This is a genomic window from Shewanella profunda, from assembly GCF_023283765.1.
In the GTDB taxonomy this organism is placed as follows: Bacteria; Pseudomonadota; Gammaproteobacteria; order Enterobacterales; family Shewanellaceae; genus Shewanella; species Shewanella profunda.
The window spans coordinates 15,887-33,944 of sequence record NZ_JAKILG010000030.1 but is presented as its reverse complement, the minus strand read 5'-3'; the positions used below and the strand labels follow the sequence as shown (position 1 = coordinate 33,944).

Here is an 18,058-nt window from a genome sequence, read left to right as displayed (position 1 = left end):
TTTTCCTCACTAGCTAGGCATGTTGAAAACTTTTTCGCGTTTCCATTGAGTCGGCGTGAAAGTTTTAATCGTTAATGCATGTAATTCACCGCTGGCAATGTGTGCCGTCAGTGGTGCATAAATGGCTTGTTGCTGTTTAACACGGCTCATACCATCGAAGCACTCCCCCACAGCGATCACTTTATAATGGCTACCATCGGAGCTTGCGTGAACTTCTTCAAGTTTTAACGCATCACGTAAAATTTGTTCTATTAAGCTGCATTCCATGGAATCTAGTACCTTGTGTTCAAATCACCTCTTCAGAGAAGAAGGACTGTAAATCATATAAATCAATCAATTTTTTCAGTTGCTGCGAAGCGGAGCTCAGCGAAAGAGGGGTTCCATGCTCTCTGACCAAGGCCAATAAAAAAGCCACGCCTGCGCTATCACTGTATTCGAGCCCAGACAAAGATAACACCTGTGTTTGCTGACTAAGCAAACTGTGTCTTTGTGGCCATAACTCTATCACTTGAGTTTGTGATAGGCGTCCTTTGAGATGACAAACAGTGCCCTGTTGCACAAATTCAATCACGACTGCGATTTCCCTGATTTAGTCTGCTTGGTCACTTTGTCTTTAGTGCGTTCTTCGAGCATCTTAATGACAGGATCGATACCCTGTTGACGAATAAGGTTAGAAATTTCAGATTGTTTAGATGACAGTAAACTCACGCCTTCGGCCACTAAATCGAACGCCTTCCATGAATCGTCCTTTAAACGACGCACTTTAAACAAGAGTTTGATCGGCGGACGTCCTGCCTCGATGATCTGTACATTCACATCAACAATTTTCTCATTGCTGAAATCAATACTGGGGGAGAATTCAACTTTCTGATTTGTATATTCAGTAAATGCCTGTGCATAGGTCGTCACTAAATAGCCCTCAAAAGCATCAACAAAGCGGTTACGCTGCTCTTCGGTCGAATCCTTAAGATACTGACCCAACACTTTGTAAGAGGCATATTTATAATCAACGTAAGGCATTAATTCATCATGGACGATCACTTTCAGATAATCCGTATCGGCATCGATCAAAGCTTTATCTTTATGGAAACGATCGAAGGTTTTATTGGCAACGGATTTCACCATGGCATATGGATCCATAGTATTAACCGTGGCATCTGCAGCAAGTGCGCTGGCTGCAGTGAAGGCCATAACTAACGGCAGTAAAAAGCGAGATAAGCTTTTAAACATAGTGGTAACCCCTATTTATCCTTTGAACCCATACTATATAAGAACTGACCAATCAGCTCCTCTAACACTAAGGCAGAGCGTGTATCATCAATTTTATCGCCATCCTTGAGCATAACGATGTCGTCATCCATAAATCCTGGCGTTAGGCCAAGGAACTGCTCCCCCAACAAACCAGAAGTGAGAATAGATAAGCTACTGGTTTCTGGAAATTTATCATAACGTTTATCCATCACAATCGTTACTACCGCGACCAATTTAACTGGGTCAAGGTCAATATTACTGACTCGCCCAACGACCACGCCACCCACTTTCACTGGCGAGCGCACTTTAAGGCCACCAATGTTAGTGAAATTTGCCGTTAGGGTATAACTGCTATCACTGGTTTTGACTTCGATATTGGCAACATTAAATACTAATACCAAAAAGGCGGCTAAACCGGTTAAAAGAAATACACCCACTAACAATTCAATTTTTCGTGTCAACATACTCAGTTACCACTCTCTTAATCCATCTAAACTGTGTCTAACGGCACAATAATCCATTAGCTGCCAAACATCAGGGCTGTTAGTAAAAAATCTAGTGCCAGTACGGCGAGGCTCGACTGCACTACAGTCGACGTCGTTGCTTGGCTGATCCCTTCAGGATTTGGGATCACTTGGTAACCACGATATAACGCAATCCAAGTCACCACTACGGCAAACACACTACTTTTGATCAAGCAGTTAACTATATCCTGCCGCCATTCAACCGACGCTTGTAGAATCGACCAAAACGCACCACTGTCAATCCCTTTCCATTCCACCCCGACGATATGACCGCCGTAAATCCCAATGGCGGTAAACATCAAGGCCAACAATGGCATGCTGATTACACCCGCCCAAAAACGTGGTGCAATGATCTGTCTAAGCGGATCGATAGCCATCATTTCTAGACTTGAGAGCTGCTCAGTGCTCTTCATTAAACCAATTTCAGCCGTCAGTGCAGAGCCAGCACGCCCTGCAAATAACAAAGCGGTGACGACTGGGCCAAGTTCTCGCAGCAAACTCAAAGCGACCATAGGGCCTAAGCTTTCTTCGGTCCCAAAATCCACAAGGATGTTATAGCCCTGCAGCGCTAAAACCATGCCAATAAAAAGACCAGAAACCAAGATGATGACCATAGATTGTACGCCGACCACATAAATCTGACGCACCAACAACGGAAACCCTTTACGCACCCGCGGCCAGCGGAAAATAGCACCCCATAACATCACCCCTGCACGGCCATAGCCCTGCACAATGTCAATAGCACCACGTCCCAAATTGGCAATACTGTCAGTCACACTCACTTGCGAACTCCTTTTGCCATTGTCTTGCCCTGCAATAACTCTTGTTTATAGTCAGATGCCGGATAATGGAACGGCACAGGGCCATCAGGCGCCCCCTGAATAAATTGCTTAAGCTGTGGATTATCTGCGTATTTAAGCTGCTCAGGCGTACCATGTGCGATCACTTTTTTATCGGCAACGACATACACATAATCAGCAATACCTAGCACCTCTCCCACATCATGGGATACGACGATTGAAGTTAAGTTCAACGCATCCGATAACTCACGGATAAGCTTTACTAACACCCCCATAGAAATGGGGTCTTGCCCAGCAAAAGGTTCATCATACATAACCATTTCAGGCTCAAGGGCAATAGCACGAGCTAATGCCGCACGGCGTTGCATACCACCAGATAACTCGCTCGGCATCATTTGAGCGGCGCCCCTAAGGCCTACCGCTTCAAGCTTCATCAATACGATAGTACGAATAATTTCTTCAGGTAATCCCGAATGCTCACGTAAAGCAAAGGCAACGTTATCGAACACATTGATATCAGTAAATAAGGCGCCACTTTGAAACAACATGCTCATGCGTTTACGCAACGCAAATAGCTCATTACGGCTCACAGTGTGCACATCGTGTCCATCAAACAGCACTTGCCCGTGATTGGGTATTAATTGGCCACCGATCAGCTTTAATAGTGTGGTTTTACCAATCCCACTCGGGCCCATGATGGCAGTCACCTTGCCCCGAGGAATAGACAGGCTAATATCTTCATATATGACACGCTGTCCGCGGCTAAACCCCAAATTACGGACCTCAACCAGCGGCGTTTGTTCTTGAGTCATGCTTGATTCCGATATTTGAAAAAGAGGTGATCTGAGTTTTTTCGACAGACCAATCGAAGAGCCGCAAATTGTACGTAATTGCGCTTTAACCTACAACAGAATCGACACTATCGCCCTACGATACTTTCAATTTGCCTTATTTCCAGCGAAAATGCGCGCTAAGTTTTTATTTCAACCTAAAACTGTTACATAGGCTTTTTGAACAAGTTAATAAAATGATGGGATTATTTTAAGCAATTGCTAAATGATAATCAGGTCAATTAAGAATGAGGGTTAAACAACCCTACCTTACTTGCCACATTTTAGAGGGAAAGGGACCAAGTGTCCTCCTCTACAAAATAAAACCATTAAAATAAACTGTAAAGACGATGACATTGCTCAAGACATTCAAGCACTAAACACGCTATTCTGGCCTATTAGCCCAGCACCAACTTGACGAGTTCAGCCGTTAACACTAGCTAATGGCGGTGATATTGGTAAAAGTAGTGACGTTGGCAAAAGTGACCCAAAACTGAACCTAAAAAACAAAGGCCATCAGTAAAGTAGCCTAAAGAACGACATAACCTTGGCAGGATGCCCTTTTATTTATCATCTTTATCGCGTACCAAATTGTGCTATTCCAATCCCATCCATGGGGCGACAAAGACAATGCTAGAAGAGAGATAGACATGGTAGACCAATCACAATTGCGCCAATGGGGCTGCAAAGTTATTGACATTGAAAAGTTAGCCCTCGACAATCTTTATCAATATGTTGATTCAATTGAATTTGTACAGGCCTGCGAACTGATCCTCAACTGCTCTGGTAAGGTTATTGTTATGGGCATGGGCAAATCAGGTCATATAGGCAATAAGATTTCAGCTACACTAGCAAGCACAGGCACTCCGGCATTTTTTGTGCATCCTGGAGAAGCGAGCCATGGTGACCTTGGTGTATTGTCCGACAATGATATTATTTTAGCGATATCGAACTCGGGCGAATCCAGTGAAATCCTCGCCTTAATGCCCGTCATTCAGCGAAAAGCTATCCCCGTCATTGCCATGACGGGTAAACCTGATTCCACGATGGCGCGTCTAGCTAAGGTCCATTTATGCATAGAAGTGCCAGAAGAAGCCTGCCCACTTGGACTTGCACCGACCTCCAGCACAACGGCAACACTCGTGATGGGCGATGCAATAGCTATCGCCCTACTACAAGCTAAAGGTTTTACCCGCGAAGATTTTGCAATGTCGCATCCTGGTGGCGCGCTTGGTCGAAAATTGCTATTGAGAGTTAGTGATGTTATGCACTGCGGTAACGACTTACCACGAGTGAGTCACGATATTTGTATCACCGAAGCCCTCTATGAAATCTCCAAAAAAGGCTTAGGTATGACGGCGGTTATCGATGAGCAACATAAGTTGGTTGGCATTTTCACCGATGGTGATTTACGTCGTGTTATTGATGCAGAAGTCAATCTGCGTACAACACCGATTGCCGATGTTATGACCCGAAACTGCGTCACAATTACCGATAGCGCACTTGCCGCTCAAGCACTGCAAGTGATGGATTCTAGAAATATTAATGGCCTGATCGTGATAAACAAAGAGCACCATCCTATCGGTGCGCTTAATATGCTCGATCTGGTTAAAGCGGGAGTTATTTAATGCCACAGCAAGGATTTTACGGCCCCATCAGCGATGATGTTTGGCAAAGAGCACAGAAAATAAAACTGCTTATCTGTGATGTTGATGGCGTATTTTCTGACGGACGCATTTATTTAAGTAATGCAGGTGAAGAACTCAAAGCGTTTCATACCCGTGATGGTTACGGTGTTCGCTCGCTACTCACCAGCGGTTTTAATATGGCAGTCATCACTGGTCGCCAATCAAAAATCGTTGAACATCGCATGACAGCACTCGGTATTACCCATATTTATCAAGGTGTCGATAATAAATTCGAGCCTTATCAAACCCTGCTCTCCCTCTATAATGTCACGCCAGAAGAAGTGGCATATATCGGGGATGATATTGTTGATCTCCCCGTGATGAGCGCGGTAGGTTTAGCCGTATGTGTAGCTGATGGTCATCCCTATGTCCGTCAACAGGCGCACTTTGTGACCAACCTCAACGGGGGGCATGGCGCACTACGGGAATTAACCGATCTGCTGCTACTCAGCCAAAACAAGTTCACTTCGGCCCATGGGATGAGCATATGAGTCGTGTGACCCTCGCTATCATCGCCTTTTTTGGCACTGCACTTATCCTCTACTGGCAAGTGCAGCAAAAGCGTGGTGGCGAAACAGATAGTAGTTTGAATAACCAAGACAGTCCCGATTACGTTATCGAAGATCTGCGCAGCATCGAATTCAATGAACGAGGTCAAGTGAATAGCAGTGTCACAGCAAAACACATGGAACACTATGAACTAAAGAGTCAAACCTACTTCACCCAACCGGTATACCTTGTCTATCCTGACCAAGGTAAAGCACAATGGCAGATCAGCGCAGATCTGGGACAACTGAATAAAAAAACCGGTAAGGTTGTATTAGAAAATAATGTTATTATCGATGCCATTAGCTCGGAAGAACCGATACAAAGCCTATCCACTAGTTTCTTAGAAGTCGATCTTAACACTATGATAATGACCTCTGACCGTACCATTTACGTCACAGGGAAAGATTTCAATATCCAAGGGCAAGGCCTTTATGCCGACCTTAACGCGCAGGAAGTGCAATTGACCAGCCAGGTAGTAGGAACCTATGAAGCAAAATAAGATATTACTTGCCAGCTTAATGCTGATAATGAGCATGGGCGCCTTTGCAAAAGTCGCTGACCTACAGCAGCAGGTTAAAATTAAAGCCGTTAGCCAAACCGCAGACATAAAGAACAACCAGATCATCTTCTTCGGTCCGGTGGAAGTCACACAAGGCTCAATCAAAATCCAAGCAGCTCAGCTGCGCGCCTTTTCTGCCGATGGTGAAACCAGTAAAACGCTAGTAGCAACGGGTAACCCTGCGACTTATACGCAAATATTAGATGATGGGCGCCCCGCTTCAGCCAGCGCTAAAGAAATCCGTTACGACATGGCGACAAGAACCTTAACACTCACGGGTTCAGCCTCCTTGGACCAAGCAGGAAGCCAAGTGACAGGTAACCTAATTCGTTACAACATCATTCAACAAAAACTGATAGCAGAAAGTACGGGAAGCGGCGATGACCGCGTGATCACTATCATCCAACCCGAAAGCTATCAGGATGATCCCAAAACCCAGCCACCAGCGGATAAACCTGTGAAAGAGCAGGATTCTCAATGACCCAAATCACCCTAAGAGCACAAAATCTCGCTAAGAGCTACAAGAACCGTCAGGTCGTTAAAGACGTCAGTTTGACAGTAAAGACAGGCCAAGTCGTCGGCTTGCTCGGCCCAAATGGTGCCGGTAAAACGACGACCTTTTACATGGTCGTCGGTCTAGTAAAAAGTGATAAAGGTCATATCTTTATCGACGATGATGATTTGACCGCAGACCCTATGCACCTTCGTGCACGCAAAGGGATAGGTTACTTACCGCAGGAAGCCAGTATCTTCCGTAAACTCACAGTCCATGACAATATCATGGCCGTATTACAAACCCGTAAAGAGCTTAAAAACGAAGAGCGGGAAGAAGAACTGGAACATCTGCTTGAAGAATTCCATATCACCCACATTCGCGATAGCCATGGTATGTCACTTTCGGGTGGTGAACGTCGCCGAGTCGAAATTGCCCGTGCCCTCGCGGCCAATCCTAAGTTTATTTTACTCGACGAACCCTTCGCAGGTGTTGATCCGATTTCCGTCATCGATATCAAAAAAATTATCGAACAACTTAAGAGTCGTGGCCTAGGCGTACTCATCACAGACCACAATGTACGTGAAACATTAGACGTCTGTGAACATGCCTACATAGTAAGCCATGGAAACCTAATCGCAGAAGGCACGCCGGCAGAGATCTTAGACAATCAGCAAGTTAGGGCTGTGTACTTAGGTGAACAATTCAGGCTATAGTTACTCCAGCGGAGCCCATGGTATGAAAATTATTGCCACTAGGCTCCACTCAAACTGATAACAAGCGGCCTCATTCAAAAATAATAACGTAGGGATCAGCGGTAACATGAAAGCGTCACTCCAGCTCAAACTGGGCCAACAGTTAACCATGACGCCACAATTACAACAGGCGATTCGTCTGTTGCAACTCTCGTCATTGGAATTACAGCAAGAGATCCAGCAAGCCTTAGACTCTAATCCTCTTCTTGAGCTGGAAGATGAGCAATTTGACGCACCCACTGAACGCAACCAAAACTTATCAGATACAGATTTCAGCGAATCAAGCCCCCTGCCACCGGAGAAAGATAGCTCTACCGTTGATACGGCAGAATCCTTGACCAAAGAGTCCATGCCAGACGAACTGCCCATGGATACGACTTGGGATGAAGTATTCACCGCTTCACCCAATTCAGGGCCGGGCGGCAGTAGAGAAGACGATATGCCCTTTCAAGGTGAAACCAGCGAAGGCTTATACGAACATTTAGAATGGCAAAAAAACCTCACCCCCTTTTCTGAAACCGATCTTGCTATTGCCACCGCCATTATTGATGCCATTGATGACCAAGGTTATCTCACCCAAAGCACTGAAGATATTCTCGAAGCGATGGGAAATCCTGAGATAGAGTTGGACGAAGTGGAAGCCGTGCTTAAACGCATTCAACACTTTGATCCTGTTGGTGTTGCCGCAAGAGACTTAAGCGAATGCCTGCTGATCCAATTATCCCATTTTTCACCGGACACACCACACCTAGAAAATGCCCGCATGTTGATCAAAGATCACCTGGATCTGATAGCCGCACGCGACTTTAGGCTGTTAATGCGTAAAACCAAACTAAAAGAAGATGAACTTAGGGATGGTATAGCACTAATACAAGCACTGAATCCTCGCCCGGGTTTATTAATCACCCCCATGGATGAAGAATATGTCATCCCAGATGTGTCAGTATCGAAGAAAAATGGCCGTTGGGTCGTAGAACTCAACCCCGATTGCATGCCAAAAATCAATGTAAACCAGCAATATGCCGCCATGGCACGCAGCACAAAAAGCCAAGCAGATAGTCAATTTATTCGCGGCCATCTACAGGAAGCCAAGTGGTTTATCAAGAGCTTAGAGAGCCGTAACGACACCTTACTCAAAGTGGCCAATTGTATCGTTCAATACCAACAAGGATTCTTCGAATACGGTGAAGAAGCCATGAAACCTATGGTACTTAACGATATAGCCGAAGCCGTTGAAATGCATGAGTCCACCATATCACGGGTCACAACTCAGAAATACATGCATACCCCTAAGGGGCTTTTTGAACTAAAATACTTCTTCTCAAGCCATGTTGGGACTGACGATGGCGGTGAGTGCTCATCCACAGCAATCAGAGCCTTTATTAAAAAATTGGTTGCCGCGGAAAACCAGAAAAAACCATTAAGCGACAGCAAGATGGCACAACTTCTGGCAGAACAGGGAATAAATGTTGCGCGCAGAACCATTGCGAAGTATCGAGAAGCGATGCTTATTCCCCCTTCCAATCAGCGTAAAAGTTTATAGCCTACTATGGATATCGGAGGACGTTTCTATGCAAATAAAGCTCATTGGACACCATATCGAAATTACTGAATCGTTACGGGCATATGTAGAGGAAAAATTTTCAAAACTTGAACGCCATTTCGAACAGATCCATAATGTGCACGTTGTACTCAATGTTGAGAAAACGCAACAAATTGCCGAAGCGCGAATCAACCTCACTGGTGGTGAAGTTTTTGCAACTTCAGAGCATACTGATATGTATGCTGCCATAGACGTCCTGATCGACAAGCTTGATCGTCAGGTTATTAAACACAAAGAGAAGTTAACAAAACACTAATAATGGAACTTTGTACCATACTGCGGCCGGAGTGCACTACCTGCGCCACTCCGGGCAGTAAAAAAAAGGTACTGGAACTCATCAGTGACTTAGCCGCTGCCCAGTACCCAACCCTTTCATCTCAAGAGATATTCGAAAGCCTTGTGGCGCGCGAAAAGATGGGGAGCACAGGTATAGGTAACGGTATCGCCATTCCACATGGTCGATTACCCGATATAACACAACCCATTGCGATACTCGTAAAATGTGAGGAACCGATAGCTTTCGATGCTATAGATAAGCAACCTGTTGATATTTTATTTGCACTGCTAGTGCCGGCGGATCAATGCCAACAGCACCTAAGCACCTTGTCCTGCATGGCTGAAAAGCTAAGTGACAAGCAAATATTAAAACAATTGCGCAAGACGCATGATGAAACGGAACTCTATCAGGTAATCACTGGATGAAACTTGTCATAGTGTCAGGCCGCTCCGGCTCAGGCAAATCTGTCGCCCTTAGGGTACTTGAGGATCTCGGCTATTATTGTGTCGATAACCTTCCCTTGCCACTAATAGGCAGTTTGCTTGAACAACTTAAAGGGAGCAACGATCTTGTCGCCATTAGTGTCGACGTGCGTAACATGCCTGAGCAAGATAAAGTGCTTGTTCAGCAACTTTCTAACCTGCCCGTAGGTACTGAGATTACTAGCTTTTTCCTCAACTCCAGCGATAAAGTTTTACTTAAACGCTACAGCGAAACACGTCGCCTTCACCCGTTATCTAAAAGCCGAGTATCACTACAAGAGGCCATTAAGCTTGAAGGTAAGCTGCTCGAACCTATGTCTAAATTGGTGGATCACTACATAGATACCTCGAATTTAAATATCTATGATTTGAGCGATCAAGTAAGACATATTCTCCTTGGCAGTGTCGATAAAGAGTTAGTCATCAACTTTGAATCTTTTGGTTTCAAACACGGTATGCCTACTGAAGCCGACTTTATGTTTGATGTGCGCTTTCTACCTAATCCCCATTGGGAGTTGGAACTGCGCCCACTGACTGGTCTAGATGAACCTGTGGCTGAATTTTTGAATCGCCAACCCCTTGTGAACAAGTTTATATGGCAGATTGAAAATCTACTGGAAACCTGGCTACCCCACCTTGAGCGTAATAATCGCAGTTATTTAACCATTGCTATTGGTTGTACCGGTGGACAACACAGATCGGTTTATGTGGCTGAACAACTAGCTAAACGGTTCAGTAATGGTAAACATAAGGTCAATGCGCGTCATCGAGAGCTAGATCATGCCAAAGCTTGAACGTCAGATTACCATCTGTAATAAGCTCGGTTTACACGCCCGCGCCGCCACTAAGCTGGTGGTACTGGCTTCCGAGTTTGATGCGACAATAACCTTGATACAAGGCGATAAACAAGCTTCTGCGGCAAGCGTTCTTGGCCTGCTAATGCTTGAAACTGGCATGGGAAAAACCATCAAGCTGATTGCGCAAGGCCCAGATGCGAAACCTGCGCTCGATGCTATTTGTGCATTAATCGATGCTAAATTTGACGAAGCTTGCTAGCTTTAAGTTAAGCTCCACTTAGCCTATTCCTTTTGTACTGTTCACTGTTTATTTCAGTTAGTTGATATCAAATCACTCGGCACTCATTTGTTGCTCGACGTCCCCTGTGACGCTCACTTACAATATGGCTCCGACGTCCTCTGATCAAGCTCATTACCTTTACTAGACTACATTCACAATAAGTGAAAGTAGTACCTAAATTATCCGTTTCTCTCACCGTACTATGGAGGACAAATGCCCGTAGAAGCTTCAGATAGTCATCAAGTCGGACATCGCCTCGACCAACTGAGCAAAGCCCTTAGCAGCGGTATGTTTGTCCATGTGCGGCAAATGCTACAGAATATGGCGGCGTCGGATATCGCTTTAATCCTCGAATCTTCCCCGCCAAAGGCAAGGCAAGTCCTATGGCAATTAATAGACCACGAACAGTTAGGGGATATTCTCGACGAACTGAGTGAAGAGTTAAAAGACCCACTGATCAGCACCATGAGTCCAGAGCGAGTCGCTAGGGCGACCGCTAGCATGGATACGGACGATCTCGCCTATATTCTGCGAAGCCTGCCAGATACTGTTTATAAGCAAGTCTTACAGTCGATGAGCCTACAGAATCGCCAGCGGGTGGAACAGGCTCTATCCTACCCAGATGAGACGGCTGGCAGCTTGATGAATACAGATACAGTCACCCTAAGGCCAGACGTTAATATCGATGTCGTGCTACGCTATCTGCGTCAAAGGGGCAACCTCCCTGATACCACCGATACCCTATATGTAGTCGATAAACAGGACAAAGTGCTCGGCGGTGTCAGACTTGCGGATCTGCTCACCTGCGATCCCAACACGCCTATCCGCAACATTATGGATCCGGACATTGAGAGCATTCCCGTGGGTATGTCCGACAGTGAGGTAGCCCAATTATTCGAGCGTCACGATTGGGTATCCGCTCCCGTTGTTGACAGTGACAACAAGCTTCTTGGCCGGATCACCATTGATGATGTCGTCGATGTTATCCGTGAAGATGCTGAACATTCCATGATGGGAATGGCAGGGATGGATGGTGATGAAGATACCTTCGCCCCAGTATTAAAGAGTACCTTTCGCCGCTCACTTTGGCTGACCATCAATTTGTTTGCAGCGCTACTTGCCGCCTCGGTGAGTAATATGTTTGAAGGTACAATCGAGAAATTTGCCACTATTGCGATCTTAATGACGATTGTCCCAAGTATGGGCGGTGTCGCTGGCAACCAAACCCTTGCTTTAGTTATTCGCGGTATTGCGCTTGGACATATTGGACAAAGTAATGCCCGCTGGCTTATCGGTAAAGAACTGGCAATTGGATTTATCAATGGCTTGTTATGGTCAATACTGGTCTTTGTTGCCGTATCCCTTTGGAAAGGTGATACCGGGCTCGCCAGCTTGATTGCGGGGGCAATGCTGATCAATATGACGGTCGCAGGATTTGCGGGGGCAAGTATTCCGCTAGTATTAAAGCGACTCAAAATCGATCCCGCGCTAGCCGGTGGTATGGTATTAACGACTGTCACAGATGTGATAGGACTCTTCGCCTTTCTTGGCCTCGCCACCCTATATTTGATGAATTAAATGGCGCAGAAATAAAAGAGGCGAGCCACAGAGTCATTACCCCAAAGGGTGCAATAAAAAGAATTATCATAAAACGGCACAGGTAACTGCGCCGTTTTTATTGCAGCAATATTTGCTTGCTGCGAGCCTTACTCCAATCGCATTAAAGCTTAATTTACGGGTGGTTGAAAACCATAACTGCTTAAAATAGCTTGCCCTTTAGCCGATAAAATAAACTCCGCTAAAGGAGCGGCAGAGACACTACTGTCTTTCAAGATCAGTAAACCATAGTCGGCTCCAACAGCAAGATTTGGCGGTAAATCAATAATCTGTAAACTGGGCACTTCATTTTTAGCCAGCACTGCATTGGTGCAATAGGTCAAAAATATATCCGCTTGCTTGTTTTCCATTACCCAACCATAGGGGTTACGATCCTTGGGTGGTTTCGCACTATCAGGCCCTCCCGTCAGCTGTAATGCTTTGGCTTCTAAGATGGCTTTCGCATCAGGCTTTACGGCTTCCGCCTTTGCAAACACTGCCCAAGCATAATCTCCTGCCGGATCGGCTTTTGGCGTAGAAGTGCCAACTTTAATATTGGGGTCGAGCAGTGTATCCAATAGCGTTGTACTTGTTAGGGAAACACCATTCTGAGCAATAGCACAGAGCTGATTACGGGCAAACATTTGCACCTTTTCTCCAAGCCTTGCATCAACAAGTACCTGTGGATGATCCATATTTGCCGAAGCAAAGATATCGACGTGCTCGCCCTCTTGAATGCGCTTTAACAACAAACCAGACGGCGCATATTGCGCTGCAACAGTGCCTTTGGTTTGGGCTTGGTAGGCAGTAATAATATCGTTCATAGCCGCTTTTAAGCTACCTGCAGCGCGCAGTTCAATGGGGGGGACCTCTGTGGTCACAGGGGCTCCTTGCACTAGCGAAACCATCATTGCGGGGCAAAAACTTAAGGCAACGAGTATATTTTTCTTAGTCATTGTGATCTTCTCCTCTAGGTGTTGATAGCCATCCTGCTCAACATATGGCATACAACACGTGAAATAGCCTTGAAGATCAACTAGAACTCACAACCTGGTCGAGGGAAGCGATACAATTACAGTACAGATCACTCAAGCTTCCACTTACTAAGGACAAATTGTCTCAACGATGAATACTAAATACAAAAAGTCGCCCGCAGGCGACTTTTCATTTTGACCAGATATTAACCCGTAGGTGTTAATACAATCTCAACACGACGGTTTTGCGCTCGCCCCTCAGCACTTGCATTGGATGCTATTGGACTCGCCTCTCCCATCCCCTTAGATTTAACACGTGAAGCAGCTACGCCTTTGCTCATTAGATAATTAGCCACTTCACTCGCGCGCACCTGTGATAGACGCAAATTGTAAGCATCTGAACCACTGCTGTCGGTATAGCCTAATACGTTAAGTTGAGTTTTACTGTATTCCTTTGCCACAAGAGCAACGGAATTAAGCACCCGTGAGGCGCCATCACTTAATTCGGTTTGATCTACACCGAAAGTCACTTCGTTGGGCATATTCAAAATAATGTTATCACCACTACGGGTCACGCTCACACCCGTGGATGCCAATTGCTGCCGTAATTTGGTTTCTTGTACATCCATATAATAACCAATACCACCACCCACAGCTGCGCCCGATGCAGCACCAATCAATGCCCCTTTACCACGGTCACTCTTACTTGAGGAAACGACACCCACTGCTGCACCCGCAACAGCACCAATAATGGCACCACTGGTCGCTTTAGCCGTTTGCTGTTCGTTACTATAGGGATTAACTGTTGTACAACCAGATACAACAAACGTGCTGATAATCACCGCAAAGGCGAGCTTAGATGATGTAAATCGATTTGCCTGAAAACGCTTCATCGTTAATAACCTCATAACAGGATTGATGACGTGAATGCCCACTAAGAAGGCTTGGATCTCACTGCCAATGATATAGGTAGATCCGCATTGGACACTATAAAACTCGCAGTATACAAGCATTCCTCCCAGAGATAATCTTTAATCGCCGCGCAAATTTATAAATCGGTAATTTAGTCAGTAAAGATACAGGGATAAATCTACACAACCGCCTCAAATAAAGCTGGGACAAAAGCACTGAAATAGTGCGCTTTGCACCGTTTTTGCCATGCACTAAAAAATCCTGCGTTTTAATCGATACAATAACATCATGATTTTAAACAAAAATAAAAAAATTAGAATATTGGCACGAATTTTACATACTACTTAGTGAGTAAGGCGAGAAATGGACAAAAAAACAAGTTACTCGAGCGCCACTTAAATCGTTTTAACCTAGATAAAATACCTAAAAGCACAACGGGTATTGAGGACGAAAGATGAAAAGCATTATGAACTTTATCAAACTGTGCCGCCATGAATGGATATATCTACGCCATGTTGGACTCAGCCAGTGGGATTTAGAGCAGCGTCGCTAATCTATTCAAGGAACATACATAACCGTTAAATCGATTTTTAGTTAGAAGGTAGTAAAGAGGGATCGCTTATGGGAATCGCAGACAATAATCTCAAATTAGATGTCATTACCGAAGTTAAAGTCAAAGGTCGCTTGCTCTCGGATGTGGCTCGCCAATACGGTATTTCGGCTAAAGCAGTATACCAGTGGGTAAGGGAAAGCGATCTGCAACCACAGCAAAGAGAATATGCGCTCATAAGTGAAATAGCCCAGCTGCAGAAAAGAATTAAGCAACTTAACAATGAATTACGCACTATCGGTTAACCTTAAGGTTTTCAGAGTGCCCAGTTCGACAAGGCCGGACAAGATTGCAAATCGCCCTGCTGATGACGCTAACGATATGAAAGATGTGCAAATAAAAATAATAACAGCGCCTTTTTAGTGTCCGGCCTTGTCATTCAAATGATTAAATTTACAAGTGGAAGGAAAGCAGAAAAGTTAACCAGTTTAGGCAGAGTCGGATGGGTATCTATTATCGCTCCCCAACGACCTAAGATATATGCCCAAACAACCTCTAAATGCAGGAGGATTTGCATTTTGAGGTGGCTTGGGTGTAGATGCACAAATAACAATAATAAATGTGCTGTTTACTATCCGACTCTGTCGCTTTATTGATTGAGCCAACACAGATTGGAAGATTTGTTAAACACGGGACAATGCAAAGGTTTCGGCAAGGCTTTAGAGGGAATTATCTCCCCCAAAGATTAAATATGTGAATTGTGCTCCCCCAAGTCATGAACATATTAACCTCTTGGGTCTTGTCCTTTTATTCACAAGATCAATGAAGATCTAGCGCTATAGTGAGTGTGGCGTGCCAAGGAGGGCTGTGATTTACACAATTAGCTTTAAGGTTTCGGCAAGACTCTAGGGAGTTGTCTCCCCCAAGATTAAATATGTGGATTGTGCTCTCCAACTCAAAAGCATATTTCTCTCTCTGGTCTTGTCCTTTTATTCACAAGGTCAAGGAAGGCCCATCTCTTAACAGAGCGTATGCCAAGGATGGCTGTGATACATCAAATGTCACCATCAAACCTCAACATTGCCCATAAAAAAGACGCTACTCTGAGCGCCTTTGTGTGGGATCGTATACCCACCTAATAATCTTCATTCGCTTCTTGGATCCGCAGTTTTCGCTCCTGCGCTTCCTCATAGGCGGCTTGGATCTCCTCAAGCACAGAACCTACATCAGCTTCAGCCAATACTTCCGTAAATTCACCCGTGAGTTGAGTATCAGGCTTGAGCTCACCCGCCTCAAACAAGGCCCACATTTCTTTGGCATATTGGGTCTTGAGTAATTCAGGGGCATATTGACCATAATATTGGGTCATATTATTAATGTCCCTCGCTAACATCCATTTAGCATGGTTATTCGCGGCAGCATCGACGGCTTGGGGTAAGTCGATAATCACAGGCCCTTCACTATCGACGAGAACATTAAACTCAGATAAATCGCCATGGACTAAACCTGCACATAGCATACGCTTGACGTAGGTCATTACTAAGTTATGGTCGCGGATTGCTTTTTCGACAGACATAGAGACCTCACTCAAGCGAGGCGCGACATTGCCTTCGGCATCGGTCACCAACTCCATTAATAGCACACCGTCAAAACAACCATAGGGTATCGGTACGCGAACACCTGCATCGGCTAAACGGTAAAGCGCATCAACCTCTGCACTTTGCCAAGCTTCTTCCATTTGGTCACGACCAAACTTAGAACCTTTTTCCATTGCACGGGCACGACGGCTATTACGAACTTTACGGCCTTCTTGGTAAAGCACGGCTTGCTTAAAACTGCGTTTGTCCGCTTCTTTATAGACTTTGGCGCAGCGAATATCATCACCACTGCGTACCACGTACACAGTCGCCTCTTTACCGCTCATTAACTGGCTAATGACCTCATCAACCAGTCCTTCATCAACCAGAGGTTGGATTCGTTTCGGAGTTTTCATAGCGCCCTTATACCTTACTTAGGCTTGAGATGGAATACTGCGGACAAATCTTCATATAAAAGCGGTCTCCTGCCGGATAAGGGCTATGTTGATTCTCGATAAAAACAATATTATTAAGTAAAAACTAAAACATGCAAAATGGGAACGCAATAGCAGAATTATCATAGATTGGAGTATGTGAACATTCTGAAAACTAACCCTAAATTCCTGTATCACACCTTAATATAAAACATAAAAATGAATCACCAATCCTCTCGATAAAAATCATTTTATAAACTCAATGGCGATTCCGAATAGTCGACACCTAAGCCGATATCAAACGCAAACACACATAACTCCTCCATAGGCGAAGGGACTGCTTATTGAGCTCGGCTTACTCGGTTACTACAGTATCATTAGCAACGCTTATTTAAGAGCCCAAACGCCTAACTTGGTTCCATTTGCACGCTACCTGCATTTCAAAATAACCGTATCAGAGCTAAATATATCACTAGATCTCGTCTTTCAGAGTCCTTATTCTAATCCAACTCTACAACCTGTGTCCCTTGAGATCTTCTGAATGCGTTACTTAAACCTTGCCTCAGCACTTGGCGCTCTGTGTCTCACCCAATGCACGAGTCTCTCCCTTGAAGAATGTAGCAGCAGCGATTGGTATACCCTTGGGCTTGCAGACGGTAACAGAGGAGCGACGGCAGCGAGGCTCAATCAGTATCAAAAGGATTGCCACGAATTTAATCTCAAAGTGGATTCATCTCAGTGGCAGCAAGGATATCAGCAAGGGCTCATCAATTATTGTTTGCCTGAAAATGGTTATCGCGTGGGATTGGAAGGTGAAAGTTACTACGGTGTCTGCAGCGATAACCAATTTGTCGAACGCTACAACCAAGGACATCAACAGTATCTGGTGAATAAGCGTTTGGCAGAAATCGCCGACCGCTTAAATGCTATCGATAGTGAAATAAGCAGTATCAATAACACACTAAATAGTCTCACCGACAAAGCCGAGTTATTGAAGCAAAAAAATACCCTGCTGAATGAGAAAAGCCATCTTTTAGATGAGAGATCACGTCTACACCAAGGGAATATGCGGTTCAAGTTTAAATTTTAACCACAAAAGAGATTGTAGTTCAGCTGGCAAGTTCATA

The 18,058-nt window shown here is 44.9% G+C and carries 22 protein-coding genes; 13 read left to right on the top strand and 9 right to left on the bottom strand.

What is annotated here, in order from left to right:
* Positions 1-9 precede the first annotated feature (9 nt).
* From L2744_RS14190 to mlaF, 6 genes are read right to left on the bottom strand one after another with little or no spacing between them, the layout of a single operon-like run.
* The gene (locus L2744_RS14190; RefSeq protein ID WP_248992529.1) at positions 10-267 is read right to left on the bottom strand and encodes a BolA family protein; all 258 of its coding nucleotides are present in this window, start codon (positions 265-267) and stop codon (positions 10-12) included.
* A gap of 19 nt (positions 268-286) precedes the next feature.
* Complete coding sequence (locus L2744_RS14185) at positions 287-571, bottom strand: STAS domain-containing protein (protein WP_248992528.1); 285 nt, start codon at positions 569-571, stop codon at positions 287-289.
* Complete coding sequence (locus L2744_RS14180; RefSeq protein ID WP_248992527.1) at positions 568-1,230, bottom strand: MlaC/ttg2D family ABC transporter substrate-binding protein; 663 nt, start codon at positions 1,228-1,230, stop codon at positions 568-570. Before L2744_RS14180 ends, L2744_RS14185 begins: the two co-directional genes overlap by 4 nt.
* Positions 1,231-1,241: 11 nt before the next feature.
* Positions 1,242-1,715 carry an outer membrane lipid asymmetry maintenance protein MlaD gene (gene mlaD / locus L2744_RS14175; protein WP_248992526.1) on the bottom strand — a complete coding sequence of 158 codons (474 nt, stop codon included), beginning with the start codon at positions 1,713-1,715 and terminating at the stop codon, positions 1,242-1,244.
* 56 nt (positions 1,716-1,771) lie between these two features.
* Positions 1,772-2,557, bottom strand: coding sequence for a lipid asymmetry maintenance ABC transporter permease subunit MlaE (gene mlaE, locus L2744_RS14170; RefSeq protein WP_248992525.1), 786 nt, complete (start codon positions 2,555-2,557; stop codon positions 1,772-1,774).
* The gene (gene mlaF / locus L2744_RS14165) at positions 2,554-3,387 is read right to left on the bottom strand and encodes a phospholipid ABC transporter ATP-binding protein MlaF (protein WP_248992524.1); all 834 of its coding nucleotides are present in this window, start codon (positions 3,385-3,387) and stop codon (positions 2,554-2,556) included. Before mlaF ends, mlaE begins: the two co-directional genes overlap by 4 nt.
* 668 nt (positions 3,388-4,055) lie before the next feature.
* Between mlaF and L2744_RS14160 the strand changes: the two genes are divergently transcribed.
* The 11 genes from L2744_RS14160 to mgtE all read left to right on the top strand — a co-directional run bounded on the left by L2744_RS14160 (position 4,056) and on the right by mgtE (position 12,466).
* Positions 4,056-5,033 carry a KpsF/GutQ family sugar-phosphate isomerase gene (locus tag L2744_RS14160; protein WP_248992523.1) on the top strand — a complete coding sequence of 326 codons (978 nt, stop codon included), beginning with the start codon at positions 4,056-4,058 and terminating at the stop codon, positions 5,031-5,033.
* Positions 5,033-5,584: a 3-deoxy-manno-octulosonate-8-phosphatase KdsC gene (kdsC, locus tag L2744_RS14155; RefSeq protein WP_248992522.1), complete on the top strand. Its 552-nt coding sequence runs from the start codon at positions 5,033-5,035 to the stop codon at positions 5,582-5,584. Before L2744_RS14160 ends, kdsC begins: the two co-directional genes overlap by 1 nt.
* Complete coding sequence (lptC, locus tag L2744_RS14150; RefSeq protein ID WP_248992521.1) at positions 5,581-6,141, top strand: LPS export ABC transporter periplasmic protein LptC; 561 nt, start codon at positions 5,581-5,583, stop codon at positions 6,139-6,141. Before kdsC ends, lptC begins: the two co-directional genes overlap by 4 nt.
* Complete coding sequence (gene lptA / locus L2744_RS14145) at positions 6,128-6,682, top strand: lipopolysaccharide transport periplasmic protein LptA (RefSeq protein ID WP_248992520.1); 555 nt, start codon at positions 6,128-6,130, stop codon at positions 6,680-6,682. Before lptC ends, lptA begins: the two co-directional genes overlap by 14 nt.
* Complete coding sequence (lptB, locus tag L2744_RS14140; protein ID WP_248992519.1) at positions 6,679-7,410, top strand: LPS export ABC transporter ATP-binding protein; 732 nt, start codon at positions 6,679-6,681, stop codon at positions 7,408-7,410. Before lptA ends, lptB begins: the two co-directional genes overlap by 4 nt.
* Positions 7,411-7,516: 106 nt before the next feature.
* A complete protein-coding gene (locus tag L2744_RS14135) occupies positions 7,517-8,992 on the top strand; it encodes an RNA polymerase factor sigma-54 (RefSeq protein WP_248992518.1) in 1,476 nt (491 codons plus the stop codon).
* A 28-nt stretch (positions 8,993-9,020) separates the two neighbouring features.
* Positions 9,021-9,308, top strand: a complete 288-nt coding sequence (hpf, locus tag L2744_RS14130; protein WP_248992517.1) for a ribosome hibernation-promoting factor, HPF/YfiA family — start codon at positions 9,021-9,023, stop codon at positions 9,306-9,308.
* Positions 9,309-9,310: 2 nt separating this feature from the next.
* Complete coding sequence (gene ptsN / locus L2744_RS14125; protein WP_248992516.1) at positions 9,311-9,754, top strand: PTS IIA-like nitrogen regulatory protein PtsN; 444 nt, start codon at positions 9,311-9,313, stop codon at positions 9,752-9,754.
* Positions 9,751-10,605, top strand: coding sequence for an RNase adapter RapZ (gene rapZ, locus L2744_RS14120; protein ID WP_248992515.1), 855 nt, complete (start codon positions 9,751-9,753; stop codon positions 10,603-10,605). The genes ptsN and rapZ overlap by 4 nt, the downstream gene beginning before the upstream one ends.
* Positions 10,592-10,867 (top strand): HPr family phosphocarrier protein, encoded by a 276-nt coding sequence (locus L2744_RS14115; protein ID WP_248992514.1) that lies wholly within the window; start codon positions 10,592-10,594, stop codon positions 10,865-10,867. Before rapZ ends, L2744_RS14115 begins: the two co-directional genes overlap by 14 nt.
* Positions 10,868-11,101: 234 nt before the next feature.
* Entirely contained in the window at positions 11,102-12,466 is a 1,365-nt protein-coding gene (mgtE, locus tag L2744_RS14110) for a magnesium transporter (protein ID WP_248992513.1), read from the top strand.
* A gap of 149 nt (positions 12,467-12,615) precedes the next feature.
* On the opposite strand, the gene L2744_RS14105 is transcribed toward mgtE, so the two are convergent.
* Both L2744_RS14105 and L2744_RS14100 read right to left on the bottom strand, forming a co-directional pair.
* Positions 12,616-13,440, bottom strand: a complete 825-nt coding sequence (locus tag L2744_RS14105; protein ID WP_248992512.1) for a molybdate ABC transporter substrate-binding protein — start codon at positions 13,438-13,440, stop codon at positions 12,616-12,618.
* Positions 13,441-13,664: 224 nt separating this feature from the next.
* On the bottom strand, positions 13,665-14,351 hold the full coding sequence (locus tag L2744_RS14100) for a YiaD family glycine zipper/OmpA-like lipoprotein (protein ID WP_248992511.1): 687 nt from the start codon (positions 14,349-14,351) through the stop codon (positions 13,665-13,667).
* A 640-nt stretch (positions 14,352-14,991) separates the two neighbouring features.
* On the opposite strand from L2744_RS14100, the gene L2744_RS14095 reads away from it, so the two are divergent.
* Positions 14,992-15,225, top strand: a complete 234-nt coding sequence (locus L2744_RS14095) for a transposase (RefSeq protein WP_248992510.1) — start codon at positions 14,992-14,994, stop codon at positions 15,223-15,225.
* Between the two features lie 830 nt (positions 15,226-16,055).
* Here L2744_RS14095 and L2744_RS14090 read toward each other — a convergent pair.
* Positions 16,056-16,913, bottom strand: a complete 858-nt coding sequence (locus L2744_RS14090; RefSeq protein ID WP_248992509.1) for a PA4780 family RIO1-like protein kinase — start codon at positions 16,911-16,913, stop codon at positions 16,056-16,058.
* A gap of 559 nt (positions 16,914-17,472) precedes the next feature.
* Here L2744_RS14090 and L2744_RS14085 point away from each other — a divergent pair.
* Entirely contained in the window at positions 17,473-18,021 is a 549-nt protein-coding gene (locus L2744_RS14085; protein ID WP_248992508.1) for a DUF2799 domain-containing protein, read from the top strand.
* The last annotated feature ends 37 nt before the right edge of the window (positions 18,022-18,058 follow it).